This is a genomic window from Roseburia sp. AM51-8 (genome assembly GCF_003478275.1).
Lineage (GTDB): Bacteria > Bacillota > Clostridia > Lachnospirales > Lachnospiraceae > Pararoseburia > Pararoseburia lenta.
In genome coordinates, this window is record NZ_QUEY01000001.1 from 377,771 (window position 1) to 391,979 (window position 14,209).

Annotated in this window: 12 protein-coding genes and 1 pseudogene; 9 read left to right on the forward strand and 4 right to left on the reverse strand. The window is 46.4% G+C overall.

All coding sequences use genetic code 11. From position 1 onward, the window contains the following. Nucleotides 1–35: 35 nt before the first annotated feature. Nucleotides 36–1,122: pseudogene (locus tag DW996_RS01865) on the reverse strand (pyridoxal phosphate-dependent aminotransferase). Between the two features lie 128 nt (nt 1,123–1,250). Here DW996_RS01865 and DW996_RS01870 point away from each other — a divergent pair. From DW996_RS01870 to DW996_RS01900, 7 genes are all read left to right on the forward strand, one after another. Further along, nucleotides 1,251–4,787: a DUF5717 family protein gene (locus tag DW996_RS01870; RefSeq protein ID WP_147403512.1), complete on the forward strand. Its 3,537-nt coding sequence runs from the start codon at nt 1,251–1,253 to the stop codon at nt 4,785–4,787. 9 nt (nt 4,788–4,796) lie between these two features. Further along, complete coding sequence (locus DW996_RS01875) at nt 4,797–6,038, forward strand: DUF5716 family protein (RefSeq protein ID WP_118534705.1); 1,242 nt, start codon at nt 4,797–4,799, stop codon at nt 6,036–6,038. 11 nt (nt 6,039–6,049) lie between these two features. Next, nucleotides 6,050–6,874, forward strand: coding sequence for a hypothetical protein (locus DW996_RS01880; RefSeq protein ID WP_118281043.1), 825 nt, complete (start codon nt 6,050–6,052; stop codon nt 6,872–6,874). Nucleotides 6,875–6,898: 24 nt separating this feature from the next. Then, nucleotides 6,899–8,077 carry a hypothetical protein gene (locus DW996_RS01885; protein ID WP_118281044.1) on the forward strand — a complete coding sequence of 393 codons (1,179 nt, stop codon included), beginning with the start codon at nt 6,899–6,901 and terminating at the stop codon, nt 8,075–8,077. 8 nt (nt 8,078–8,085) lie between these two features. After that, nucleotides 8,086–8,733: a cyclic nucleotide-binding domain-containing protein gene (locus DW996_RS01890; RefSeq protein WP_147403513.1), complete on the forward strand. Its 648-nt coding sequence runs from the start codon at nt 8,086–8,088 to the stop codon at nt 8,731–8,733. Continuing rightward, nucleotides 8,700–10,343 (forward strand): cyclic nucleotide-binding domain-containing protein, encoded by a 1,644-nt coding sequence (locus tag DW996_RS01895; RefSeq protein ID WP_147403514.1) that lies wholly within the window; start codon nt 8,700–8,702, stop codon nt 10,341–10,343. Before DW996_RS01890 ends, DW996_RS01895 begins: the two co-directional genes overlap by 34 nt. A 293-nt stretch (nt 10,344–10,636) precedes the next feature. Then, nucleotides 10,637–11,266, forward strand: a complete 630-nt coding sequence (locus tag DW996_RS01900; RefSeq protein WP_243098654.1) for a VTC domain-containing protein — start codon at nt 10,637–10,639, stop codon at nt 11,264–11,266. Here the strand turns inward: DW996_RS01900 and DW996_RS01905 are convergent. From DW996_RS01905 to DW996_RS01915, 3 genes are read right to left on the reverse strand one after another with little or no spacing between them, the layout of a single operon-like run. Further along, nucleotides 11,263–11,859 (reverse strand): manganese catalase family protein, encoded by a 597-nt coding sequence (locus tag DW996_RS01905; RefSeq protein ID WP_118281047.1) that lies wholly within the window; start codon nt 11,857–11,859, stop codon nt 11,263–11,265. The two genes, DW996_RS01900 and DW996_RS01905, sit on opposite strands and share 4 nt — an antisense overlap. Continuing rightward, entirely contained in the window at nt 11,859–12,122 is a 264-nt protein-coding gene (locus tag DW996_RS01910; protein ID WP_243098633.1) for a spore coat protein CotJB, read from the reverse strand. The genes DW996_RS01905 and DW996_RS01910 overlap by 1 nt, the downstream gene beginning before the upstream one ends. Further along, nucleotides 12,119–12,319, reverse strand: a complete 201-nt coding sequence (locus DW996_RS01915; protein WP_330428706.1) for a spore coat associated protein CotJA — start codon at nt 12,317–12,319, stop codon at nt 12,119–12,121. The genes DW996_RS01910 and DW996_RS01915 overlap by 4 nt, the downstream gene beginning before the upstream one ends. A gap of 83 nt (nt 12,320–12,402) precedes the next feature. Here DW996_RS01915 and DW996_RS01920 point away from each other — a divergent pair, with 83 nt between their 5' ends. Together DW996_RS01920 and gltX are read left to right on the forward strand one after the other, a co-directional pair. Continuing rightward, nucleotides 12,403–12,711, forward strand: a complete 309-nt coding sequence (locus DW996_RS01920) for a DUF4982 domain-containing protein (RefSeq protein ID WP_118534710.1) — start codon at nt 12,403–12,405, stop codon at nt 12,709–12,711. Between the two features lie 17 nt (nt 12,712–12,728). Beyond that, a complete protein-coding gene (gene gltX, locus DW996_RS01925; RefSeq protein ID WP_118534711.1) occupies nt 12,729–14,186 on the forward strand; it encodes a glutamate--tRNA ligase in 1,458 nt (485 codons plus the stop codon). Nucleotides 14,187–14,209: the final 23 nt, after the last annotated feature.

Below are 14,209 nucleotides of genomic sequence, written 5' to 3' on the forward strand. Positions count from 1 at the left end.
CCTTTCTCTTTTTTGCATCATATGAAATAAGTGATCTAACGTAAGAGACAATCCAAAAGCCGGTCGTTATCCGCAGGATCCATAAAGCAGAAGCGGATATACTTGTCATTTAAGAATGGGAAAGTCGAGCAATCCCGGATCATAAGCTTCGCGGATGGCGCGGTCAAACAGGATACCGCTGTTTAAGTCTTCATCCATAATGCGCATGAGCATGAAATTCGCAGTCGGCTTGTATGGATGGAAACGCTTGGAATTTAGCATTGTCTGATAACAGCGGGCGCGTTCCGTGCTGATCAGATCTCTGGTCGCCTGTATATATTCGTCATCCTGAAACATGAGTTCCCCGGCGATCGCAGCAAGTGAATTGATCATCCATGGATTTTTGCGCTGGTTCATATTACGGAGCAGGTCTTCGTTGCCGGTAATGGCATAGCCGAGACGAAGACCCGGTGCAGCAAAGAATTTGCTGGTGCCGCGCAGGATGATGATATTGTTGTAGTAGGCAGTCAGTGAGACGGCACTGGTATGAGCTACATCTTCAACGAACTCGATATAGGTCTCATCGACCATGACATAGATACCATGCTCCTTGCAGACATCTAGGATGGTACGCATATCATCCAGGGAAATGCAGCTGGAGGTAGGATTGTTTGGATTGCAGAGGATCAAAAGATCAATGGAATCATCCAGTTTTGAGGTAAAGTGGGTGGTATCCAGTTTAAAACCGCTTTCCTCCTTGAGCGGATAGTAGACGGTCGTCCCTCCACCGAGAGAGACTTCTCTTTCATATTCGGAATAGGTAGGTCCTAAGATCATGGCTTTCTTTGGATGCTCGATCTGTATAAAAAGGGAGATCAGTTCGGTAGAGCCGTTGCCGACAATGATGTTTTCTTTTTCTGTGCCGACATAATCTGCCATGCACTGACGCAGGGAAGAATATTCCCGGTCAGGATAGGTCGTGATACAGTCGATATGTTTTGCCAGATGCTCCCGCAACTTCGGTGAGATACCCAGGGGATTGACATTGGCTGAAAAACTTACAATATCTTCCTTGCGGATACCGTAGATCTGCTCTATTTTTTCTAAGTCGCTGCCATGGAAATGGTCTTTATGTGTAAGCATGCTTTCCTCCTGCAAAGGACAAAGTTTATTGCATGTCCTTCTTAAATAGTTTATAATTCATTATAGTCTTTTTGCGTCGAAAATTGCAACCGACAGAAGACAAAACGGCAGGAAAAGGGTGTCATATTTTGCGAAAACGAATCTGGCGGATGTCAGAAGATAAATTTGACAACAGAAGGCCGCAGATAGCATTTTCAGAGGAGACAGTTACCGTGCGTGGCAGGCAGGGAGAACGCTTACAGGGTGAGTTTTTCATGCACTCTACCAATGAGGTCTCTATCCGGGGAATCGTCTATTCTTCCAATCCATATGTGCGCATCGTAAAGCCGCAGTTTGACGGGATGGAAGCAACGATCCGTTTTGAAGTGCTGGGTCAGGATTATCAAGAAGGGGACAGGCTTACCGGTTATTTTACCATTGTATGTAACCAGAGGGAGTGTCGCCTTCCTTTTGATGTGCAATTTGAGGCAGACCGCCTGTATGCATCTACAGGCGAGATCGCAAGTTTATCCGATTTTGCAAGTCTTGCACAGGGACATTGGGCAGAAGCCATGCAGTTGTTTTATTCGCAGGCTTTTGAAAAGTTCATTGCAAGACAGGAAAAGGCAGTCCGCATGGTCTATACCGGCTATCGTAAGGCTTTACCGTCTTCAGCCAATTTAGAAGAATTTTTAGTGGCGGTGGGCTTAAAAGATGCCGTCGATTTTACGGTGCGCGAGCGCAAGGAAGAATTTTACCGCGTGAGCGAAAACCGCAAGGAGACCTTAGTAGTTGCCAAGAATACATGGGGCTATATTGAGATCACAGTGGAGAGTGACAGCCCTTTTGTCACTGTGGAAAAAGATCTGATTACGACAGACTATTTTCTTGGTTCTACCATGCTTCTCAATTATTATATACACAAGAACCGCATGCACGCGGGCATTAACCGTGCGCGGATCACATTCTCCTGCAAGGGAACGGTGCGTGTCATTGACATCATGGCGACCTTTGATCAGGAAGATGAAAAAAAGGAATTTCCATGGCGCAGGGATAAAGAGTGTCTGGCAGATTTGACGGATACCTACAAAGCGTATCGTTTCCGCCAGATCACGACAGGCGAGTGGTGTGATGGCTCGGTACAGATCTTAGATGAACTGTTAGAGCGCCGCCCGAATAATGCATGGTATCGCCTGATGAAGGCGCAGTGCCTGATCGTGGGCAAAAAGCGGCAGGAGGCACTTTGGATCATTTCCGATATGAAGCGGGAGATCGCAGACAAGCAGAGCGTTCTCTGGGCATATCTTTTGTATCTCTGCACCCTGATCGAGCAGGAAAAGTCCTATGTCGACCGCCTGACAAAAGAGATCGAGACTATCTTTCGAGAGCACCCGGAGGATGTCAGACTCTTCTGGTTTTTATCTTTTTTGCGGGAAGAATATATGGAAAATCCGGCGCGGAAACTCAAAGCCATTTTACAATGGATCGAAGCAGATAACGATACACCGTTTTTATATATTGAGGCATATGCCATGTATGTGCAGGATCCTTATCTTTTGCATGCCTTTGATGCGCATGCGACCAAGATCTTATACTGGGCAGCAAGACATGTGACCTTTACCAAAGATGTGGCAATGCAGGTCTTGCATGTGATGGAAAAGGTCAAAGATTTTGATCCGCACATTTTCTTGATCGCACAGAAGGCATACGAGGTGGAGCATAGCGAGGAAGCCTTTTCTGTTCTGGTATCTTATTTGTTGCGCAACCAGATGTTTCAGGAAAAGTATCTGGACTGGTATCGCGAGGCAATCCGTCTGGATCTGCGTCTGAGCGGCTTGTATGAGGCTTATATGCTTTCCATGCCGGACAACAGTACGGAAGAACTGCCGCAGATGGTGACTATGTACTTCCGCTATAGTTGCAATCTGCCATATCAAAAGAAGGCACTTCTTTATGCCAATATCATTTCGGAAAGACGCAAGGCACCGGGGCTTTATGAGCAGTATCTGCGCAACATCGAAACTTTTGCGATCGAGCAGATGAAAGCCAATCGTATGAATGACAATCTGGCGATCATCTATCAGAATGTTCTGGAGATGGGCGTAGTCGATGAGGAGATGGCGCATCTGATCTCGGGCATGGTCTTTATGAAAAAACTGGTCTGCCTTTATCCGGGCATCACCCGAGCATTTATCTATCAGGAGCAGTATGAAATGCCGATCGTGATCCCGGTACAAGACCATCAGGCATGTATTCCGATCCTGCCGGGACAGTACCGGTTACTGCTTGAGACGGGGAATGGCACCCTGATCAGCGATCACAAGGCATACACCCTACAAAGGCTTATGTACCCGGAGCGTTTTATCAAGAGGCTGGAACACTTGTCACCGCTTTCCCTTCCTTTTATCCTTGCGGATTTTGCGGAGAAAAAAGAAGCGGAAGACTATACCTTGGATGATGTAAAACGCATGCAGGTATTTTTGGATTCTTCGCTGGTTTCCAAGCGTTATAAACAGGAAAAATACAGTGCATTTATTGGCTTTTTACAGGATCATTGCAGGGAAGAAGTCTTAGAAGAACATTTTGCAAAGCATGTGGACTTTGGGCAGTTGGATGCAAGGACCAGAGGTTTTGTGATCTCCTTATTCATCCAGCGGCAGGACTATGAGAGAGCCTATGCCCTCATGCAGGACTATTACGGATTGCAGGTGGATGACCGCCTGCTCTTACAGATGTGCACCGAAAGGCTGTTGACGACTGAATTTGCAGAAGATGAATTTTTACTTTCTTTGTGTGGCTATTTATTGGGACAGAAGCAGACTTCACCGGCAACGGTATCCTATCTGGCAGAAAACTATGTGGGACCAAGCCCGGATATGATCTATCTCTGGCAGGCGGCAAAAGCAGAAGAAATGTCCGTGGTGGCGCTGGAAGAAAATATTTTATTCCAGACCTTGTATGCGGAAAACTGCATGGAGGAAACGGCGGCTATTTATGATTCCTATCTGGCGCGTGGCAAAGACCGCATGCTGATCGAGGCTTATCTGAATTACTGGGCGCATGCATATATGCTCTCAAAGGAACATGTGCCAGACAAGTTGTTTGACTATCTTTCCTATTATTTTGCAAAAGGCATCGAGTTAAAGGAAAGTTGCAATCTGGCATACATGAAATATCTATCCGGCAAGGATACCTTGGATGAAAAAGAGTTTGCCCTTTTGGATCAACTCTTGCAGTATTACATCTTGCGGAATGTCTATTTCCAGTTCTACAAGAATGTCGATCATAAACTGATCATCAAGTATCATCTGTATGACAAACATTTTGTGGAATACCGGGGCAATCCGGGAGAGCGGATCACCATCACCTATCGTTTTGATGATGGGCAGCCGATCACGGAAGAAATGATCGAGATGTACGAGGGAATCTTCGTCAAGCAGTTCGTTGTCTTTTTCGGAGAGACCATTCATTATGCCCTGTATGCAGATGCGGTAGCAGACCTGCCGGTATGTGCGGATGACCTGACCATTTCCAGTGATCTGCAGGAGGGTAATCTGGATCGCTACGATCTATTGAATGCCATGCAAAATGCCTACCTCTATCATGAAGACGGGCAGTTGTTGGAACTGATGAAGCAGTATCAGGGCTTGGATCAGGTGACAAAGGAACTATTTACGACAGTATAAGAGGCACTTATGGAACAGGAGAATGTGGGCTTGTATCTTGGTATGGATATCAGTGAAAAATATACCATGATCAGCATTTACCAACAGCATATGAAAGAGCCACAGACGATCAGCACGATCATGGGCAGCGAGTCCTATCAGATCCCGACCGCCCTTGCCAAGAAAAAGGGCGTTGGTCAGTGGTTCTTCGGACGCGAAGCAAAAGTGCGTGTTAAATCCGGGGAAGCGCTTGGCGTAGAAGATCTTCTTGATAAGGCGAGAACTGGGGAAGAAGTATTTTTGGAGCATGAAAAGTACGCGGCGAGTGATCTGCTTGCCATCTTTTTAAAGCGTGTCCTCTCTTTGGCAGGAAGCGCCCAAGCCATGATGCCTTTAGCAAAACTGGTCATCTGTCTGGACAAGGTCAGTGTGGAATACATGGAACTCTTTTCGGCTATCATGGTAAAACTGGGGATCGAGACAGACAAACTGCTTCTGATCGACCGCAGGGAAAGTTTTTACTATTATGCACTGAGCCAGGGACCGGAGACCTTTTTACATGATGTAGTCATGTTTGACTATACTGAGTCGGATATGGTGTCCTGCCGCTTGCGGCGTAATATGCATACGACACCTCAGGTCATCAACTTAGATCAGAAAAATCATGGCAAACTCTTAGACCAAAAGGACGGCGAGTTTCAAAAGATCGCCCAGGATGTGATCGACGGACAGGTCGTTTCGGCGGTTTATCTGATCGGAGATGGTTTTGACGGAGACTGGATGAAGGCATCTTTGCAGTATCTTTGCCATACCAGAAAGGTCTTTGTGGGAAAGAATCTTTACTCCAAGGGCGCCTGTTATGCAGGCTTTATCAAGGATGGGAAGCAGGATTGGCCTTTTGTCTATATCGGAGACAATGAACTCAAGTTAAATCTCTACCTCAAGGTCTTGGTGGGCAATGAAATGCAGTTTTTTACTCTGATCACAGCCGGACAGTCCTGGTTTGATGAGGTGGGCGAATGTGAGGTCATTTTGGACGGAACACCGGAGATCGAGGTCTGGATCCAACGGCCGGAGAGCAGGGAGGCTCACGTAGAACTTTTGGAATTGACGGACATGGTAGAAAGAGAACGCAGGACCAGCAGGCTTCGTATTACGGCAGAACCGATCTCTGACCGTAAGATCAAGATCACGATCCGTGACTTAGGCTTTGGGGAGATCGCACCATCGTCCAACCGTACATGGGAGCATACCGTCTGTCTGGAAGAATAAGGAGGCATCCGATGGGTGAATTGATTTTATGTAGACAATCCATAGCAGCCAATCCTTATTTTATCGAGGATGGCGCGCTGAATGTCTATTCTTTGGAAGAATTGAGTTATTATATTGCACACAATGTTTATCTTTTAAATGCAGAATTTGCATCCAAGGAACTCTGTCTGTGGATCGGCGGGGAACTGGGGGCACGTGATCTGGAAAAGCAGTTATTGGATACCCTATCCAATCAGGCACCGTTGCATATTTTTATCGGACAGATTCTAAATTACAGTGGTTATCTGACCAGTGTGGAGATCCGTGACCTGCTGCAGGCGATAGCGTCTTTTGAGAACAAGAGTCCGACAGAGTGCCAGAAAATGCGGGCAGACCGCCTGATGGAAAAAGATAAGATTGTGGATGCTATTTTTGAATATGAAAAGATGTTAGATGACCCGGCGGTCACACATGGACCGACCGCTTTTGAAGGAGATATCTGGCATAACTTGGGCGTTGCCTACGGAAGGTTGTTTTTCTTTGGCGAGGCATCCCTCTGCTTTGAGGAGGCTTACAAGCGCAACCACAAAACGCAGTCGCTCCGGTCTATGCTGGCGGCACTGCGCTGCAACAAGGATCAGAAGCATTTCGACGAACTGGTAGACAAATACTTTATCCCGCAGGATATGGTAGATGAGATCTGCGAGGAAGTCACCATGCTCAGTACCCTCGAAGAGATCCATGTTTTCGATGAAAAAATACAAAAGGCACTTGCGACCGAAACGGGCAGATCACAGGTGATCGGATCTATTTTGAGCAGTTGGAAAGTCGATTACAATCACTTGTGTCGCATTTAAAAAGACAGCAGCTGGGAGAAAGGCATGTTATTTTTTGGAAAGAAACGAAAAAAAGAACAGGAGATCGATGAGGCTTTTGCCAAGGTATATCAGGAGATCGAGACCATCGACAACTGGAATGATCCCAAGAAGTTGGAACACTACATTTTGGATTCCTGCGAGCAGATCATTGCCTTGACCAAAGAGATCGAGGAAGAAAAGGCAGAATACCGTGTTGTCACTTCCTATCTGACGGATATCCAGACCATTGAGGGGCTGCCGGATGAGACCAGACAGGCAATCCGGGAAGCGGCATCCAATATCGAGCAGTTGAATGCTGCGCGTCAGGCTTATGAGAATGCCTCTTACAATATTTCGGACAGCCAGTTCCTTTTGATGGAGCAGAATGAGGATGATGTACCGCAGACCATCCACCGGATGTTGGAAAACGAGCGTTATCAGGACAAGGTGCGGCGGGACAAAAATATCCTAGAGGCACAGAAGAACCAGTGGGAGATCGAGCGCGAGGACATTACCCAGGAACGCAAGATCATCAAGCGGGCATCTCTCTTAGTATTTTTGCTTTATGCAACGCTTTTGATCCTCTTATTTGTCATACAGTTTGCGACAAAGATGGATATGACGGTTGCCTTTTTGGTACTTTTTATCGTGGGTGCTCTGGGCGGCTTTATCATTTATTTCCGCAGCATTTATCTGCAAAAACAGATGCGGCAGGCGACTCGCAATGAAAATCAGGCGATCAACCTCTTAAATGTCGTATGCATGAAATATGCCAATGTGACAAAAGCGGTGGAATATACAAAGGATAAGTACGGCGTACACAATTCGACCGAACTCAATTACACTTGGGAACAGTATGTGACGGCTGTCAAAGAAAAGGAAAAATTCCTGCGCAACAATGACGATCTGGAATATTTCAACGGCCGCCTCATCCGACTTTTACAAAGGATCGATCTGTATGATCGAAAGATCTGGCTGGATCAGACCAAAGCACTCATAGATGAAGACGAGATGGTGGAGATCAAACACAATCTGGTAAAACGAAGACAAAAGATCAGGGGACACATCGAGGATAACCGGAAGATCGTGCAGAGTGAGAGAAATGAGATTGATCGTCTGATGACGGAACATGAACATTATGTACCGGAGATCATAGAGATCATTTCCTCCGTGGATAAATTGTGCGGTCTGAAGCAGGAGTAGTTTGTGGTTTGGACTGTGGAAAGGAGCGGAGGATGGAAGTCATTCATCTGAAAGCAGGGGAGAATGTAGCAAAGAGAAAAGATAAGGTAAGTGCCTGGTATATCGTACAGGAGGGAAATGTTACCTTACGACACGAATTTGAGGAGACGACACTGGGACCAAATGCTATCATAGGTATTTTGGAGCAGGACTGGTTTATCTGTGACTATTATGCCAGTACGGATGTTACACTTTATGTCTTTCCTTGTGAGGGGGTCAATGATCTCAAGCAGTTTCTGGCGGCAGAGCCAAAGATGCGCAGGATCTTTTTGCGCAGTGCCCTCTTGCAAAGGCACCAGTTGTTCTGTGCCTATGCGGACATGTATCACAAGGTCCGGCAGTTTCAAAATCTTTCGGATACTTTGTATGAGGAGTATGTTTATTTGTGTGCCCGCAGTAAGGTCGAGGCAAAGCAATCTCTGGATGTGGCAAATATCACGCCACTGGAGATGCAGCATAAGGCAGAAAACTGGGAGATCAACAATAGCAACAGCCTGATCCGTGGGGCACTGGATGCATATCTGAACCTTATGGAGACGGACGAGGACCTCTGCATTGGCTCGATCATGGAGCATCCGCCCAGATGCATCGAATCGCCAGAGGTATCCGGGAGATGACAAATTATCTGCGCAACAACCGGGATGCTCTCTTTAGTCAAGTACGAAGCGATCTTTTTCATGCTTCCCTTTTACTGCAAAGCGGAGTAAAGGCAAGAGGCGGGGATGATGGTGAGATCAAGAAACTGATCGAAAAGCAGTTGGGCTATGCCAAGGAACTGGGCATTTTTCAGGAGGAACTGCTGGTTTCCTGCGCAAAAGAATATGCGTCCAATACAGAAAAAGAGACGGCTGTGGACCAGGAGTGCAAGACAGATCTGGAGTATATCTTGCAGTTTGCCGGATACGAGGGAGACAAGTATCAGGAAATGCAGGAACTCTTTGTGGCATACAAAAAAGTCAAAGATGCAGACAATAAGGATGAGGTAGCCTATCGTCTGCGCAAGCAGGTGGGAAAAGTCTTTTATGAACTGTACTGGGACTGCTTTTTACAGGCAGTGGAGGGCAGGAAAAAGATCACGCCGGTCATGGAGATGTTTTTCAATTTTGCCTATATTGATCAGGGCTTTTTAGGCGAGGACAAGACCAGCGAACTTTACCAGTTGTCAGCCCATCTGGATATGTGTGCTTCCGACCATGTCTTTACCATTTTCCGTTGGCTGCGGGCAGTCTACGAGGGAGAAAAGGAGCCGTCCAAGAACGAGTTTGATATGGACTATACGGCTTATCTCAATGATGGTCTGCGCCGGGGCGAGTGGACAAAAGAGGAAGTGGCAAGGAGAAAGCAGGATCAAAAGGCAAAGGCACGCTATGAACTGGAAAATATGTTTACATCCGTCAACCGTGTGACCTATGGTAATATCACCATGTTCTCACCGGTTCTTTGCGAAAAAGATCTCTTTAACAGTTTAGATAAAATGGTCGTGACGGCAGATCGGATCGAGGATGCCTTTAACACGGTACGAAAGATAGATTATTCCCTCTTTTACCGTCCGATGCTGCCAAGGACCGGGACAAGTGATCTCATCAAAAATGAGATGGTCATGGAGGAAATCCTGCCGGATGTCATCCTCATGCCAAATGCCGGCACCAGAGCCATGATGTGGCAGGAGACGGCAAGTGTCAGGAACGATACACCGGCGCGCTTTATGATACCGATCTTTACCGCAGTGGATCTACAGGAGGCTATCTTAGAAAATTGTGGCAGATACCGCTGGGAGATGTGCCGAAAGATCCAGGGTGTGCGCTGGAATGATATCCGCGAACGGTCGCTGACAAGCGATTACTATGATTATCTGCAGTTCTACCGCAAGAACCGGGAATTGTCCGCAGAGACCAAAGACCAGATCAAGGGGGCTTTGGCCAGGGCAAAGAACAATTTCCGGGAGATCTTTGTCAAGGATTATCAGAACTGGATCAAATATGAGGCAAAGGGCGGCTTCCGTCTCAACCGTTATGTGCGCCAGATCATGTTTACCTATTGTCCGTTTTCCAAGGCATATCGTGCAGACCTAAAGACCAATCCTATGTTTGCGGATGCGATAGGTAAATTGGAAACAAACAATGCCAGAAATTACAAACGCCTGCAAGGCTTATATGAAAAGTATAAACGCGAGGGTGGTACGATCACACCGGAACTCCGTGAAAATCTGAATTTTTATCAGATGTAGAAAAATAGCAGAAAATGAGAAGTCTTATGACAGCAGAAAACCTGTTGTCGTAAGACTTCTTTTAGTTTTCAGGTCATCTTCACATAGCCATCACTTTGCCTTTTTAGAATAAAAGCAGATAAGGAGGTAGGGCATATGATCCAAAAAGTTTTTAACCGTTACGAAAAGAAATATCTGCTGGATCAAAAGACCTATGAGGTCTTTAAAAAGGAATTGGATGTCTATATGGCAGAGGATTCTACCTATTTTTTGAGATCAAGAAAAAATATAACGGACTGGTCAATAAAAGACGGATCCCCTTATCTAGGGAAGAAGCCAAAAAGTATCTGGAAGAAGGAGATGCGCCAAAAGAAACCGGTCAGATCTATCGGGAAGTGGATTACTTTTTTACCCATTATGGGATCCGACCAAAGCGCTATATCGCTTATGACAGGCTGACAATGTTTGGAAAGGACGACCCGGATTTCCGCGTTACCTTTGATGTGGCGATCCGCAGCCGCTCCGATAATCTGACTCTGCAAAGTGACGAGAACACGACACTTTTGCTGACACCGGGCTATTATCTGATGGAAGTAAAGATCTCAGATGCCATGCCAAAATGGTTCGTGGATCTTTTATCCAAATATGGCATTTACAATACATCATTTTCAAAATATGGCATGGACCAGTGGAGAGACTTACACTGTGACTGTGGACGGCACAGAAGACCAGCCTTTACGGTAGATTCTATGGTGATCTCTGCCGGAGGAAGCGTTGATACCATGGGCGGCGGACCTATGGATGGACAGGATATGAACGGCGATATGGGTGGCGGACCACAGGGTGATATGAGCCAGAATGGCGATATGCCACAGATGGGACAGGGCGGTCCTGCCCAGGGAGGCGGCAATATGCAGCCTCCACAGGATGCCAAGACCAATTAAGAGTCGAAAGACGGATTGAACATATAGTAGTTTTTGGAGTCCAGATGATCGCAGACGATGCGCATGGCTTCACCGAAACGCTGGAAGTGAACGATCTCACGGGCACGCAGGAAGCGGATCGGATCTACAATATCGGGATCTTTTACCATACGAAGAATATTATCATAGGTGGTGCGGGCTTTTTGCTCCGCCGCCATGTCTTCGTATAGATCGGCAATGGTATCGCCGGTCGATTGGAAGGTATCTGCGGAAAATGGTGTGCCGGAGGCAGCTTGCGGATAGACACCTAAGGTATGGTCTACAAAGTATTTATCATAACCGCTGGCCTTGATCTCCTCCGGGGACAGACCGTCAGTCAACTGGTAGACGATGGTGGAGACCATTTCCAGATGGCCGAGTTCTTCTACCGCGATATCAGTCAAAAGCCCCGCAACCTCACGATAAGGCATGGTATATCGCTGGGACAGATAACGGAGGGAGGCTCCGAGTTCGCCGTCGGGACCACCATACTGGCTGATGATGATGGCGGCAGCCTGCGGGTTTGTCTGCTTGATATGAATGGGATATTGTAATCTTTTCTCGTATTGAAACATTAGTTGGCACTCCTTTCCCATGGATTTTTTGACAGTCCCCAAGTCCACATATTCTCCGGATGTGCTGTAGACAGTGTCAGTGGCTCGTAGGCCTCAGCGTATTCTTTTAGGGCCTTTTGATAGAGAGACTGGTAATGGTTAAAATGATCCATTGCCGCCTCGTCGAAAGGATGCGTATCTAAATACTCGGTCAGATCCACGAGCATCATGCTGACCATGTCGATCCAATAGAGCAGTTGTTCCTGACTGCGATTTTGCATCATGAGCGTATTCTCCTTCCGTCAAATGGTTTGTTGAGTTCCGGAAAGATGGTACCGATCTTCAGTGCCTTATCTGGTTCGTACAAGTTGGACAGATATTGCCAGGGAACGTAGCCCATGGCAACAGCGAAGTTCTCCAGACTGCCGGGATGCATCTTTGCACGGCAGGAGGGATGATCTTGATTTTGTCTTTGCTTCATTCGCAAATCCTTTCTGCATGATTCATTCTTTAGCATATGAAATAATTAAGAAAAGGTGCTAGATTGATGTAAGAGAAGGGCAGATGGTAGAAGTGCTGGTATTTTCCCAAGCAGAGGAAGTAGAACAGGTATGTAATGGACAAGCGGTTGCCCGAAAAAGAGTCGATGGCGTAACACGCAGTCAGGAAATGTCAAATGCTGTATTGTTTGAACTCCCATACCATCCGGGAATACTCACAGCGATCAGTTATAAAGATGGACAGAAAGTATCGGAGAAGATTTCAGCGCAGAGATCCAAGTGCAGATCGGATAAAATAAATTGCAGGTTTTGCCATCTCCTGTTTGACAAAACCTGCCAACTTTCCTATGATGTATTAGATAGAAATTGTTAGATGAGGAAGGTTTTAAAATGAGCAAAGTAAGAACAAGATTTGCACCGAGTCCGACAGGACGCATGCATGTGGGCAATCTTCGTACCGCATTATATGCATATTTGATCGCAAAGCATGAGGGCGGAGATTTTATTCTCCGTATTGAAGATACAGATCAGGAGAGATATGTAGAGGGAGCGGTAGATATCATCTATCGTACCTTGAAAAGTACCGGACTGATCCATGACGAGGGACCGGACAAGGATGGCGGCGTTGGACCATATGTCCAGAGCGAACGTCAGGCACAGGGTATTTATTTAAAGTATGCCAAGGAACTGATCGACAAGGGCGAGGCATATTACTGTTTCTGCGATCAGGAGAGATTAGACAGTTTAAAGCAGACGGTTGCCGGCAAAGAGATCTCCATTTATGACAAGCATTGCCTGTCATTATCAAAGGAAGAGATCGAGGCCAATCTGGCTGCCGGTAAGCCATATGTCATCCGTCAGAACAACCCGAGAACAGGCACAACCACTTTTGAAGATGAGATCTATGGCGACATTACCGTAGACAATGCAGAATTGGACGACATGATCCTGATCAAGTCGGACGGCTATCCAACCTACAATTTTGCCAATGTTGTAGACGATCATCTGATGGGGATCACCCATGTAGTTCGCGGAAATGAGTATTTATCATCTTCTCCGAAGTATAACCGCCTGTATGAGGCATTTGGCTGGGAAGTGCCAATCTATGTGCACTGTCCGCTGATCACCAATGAGGAACATCAGAAACTCAGCAAGCGAAGCGGTCATTCTTCTTATGAGGATCTTTTAGACCAGGGATTTTTGACCGAAGCCATCATCAACTTTGTGGCACTTTTGGGCTGGAGCCCGGTAGACAATCAGGAGATCTTCTCTTTAGAGGAACTGGTAAAGGTATTTGATTATCACCATATGAGCAAGTCCCCGGCTGTTTTTGATACGGTAAAACTGCGCTGGATGAATGGCGAGTATTTGAAAGCCATGGATTTTGACAAGTTCTACGAGATGGCTGAGCCGTATATCCGTCAGGTCATCACCAAGGACTATGATCTTAAGAAGATCGCAGCCATGGTAAAGACAAGGATCGAGGTATTCCCGGATATCGCAGATCATATCGATTTCTTTGAGGCAGTACCGGAATACGATATTTCCATGTACGCTCACAAGAAAATGAAGACAAGCCCGGAATCTTCCCTTACTGTCTTAGAGGAGATCCTTCCGGTATTGGAAGCATTGGATGATTATTCCAATGATGCAATCTATGCATGCATCCGTGATTTCGTAGCGGAGAAGGGCTACAAAAATGGTTATGTATTATGGCCGATCCGTACAGCGGTTTCCGGCAAACAGATGACTCCGGGTGGCGCAACCGAGATCATGGAAGTCATCGGCAAAGAGGAATCCTTAGCAAGGATCCGTGCAGCGATCCAAAAGTTGCAGAGAGAAATCTAAAATCTATATAAGGTCTGAGGAAA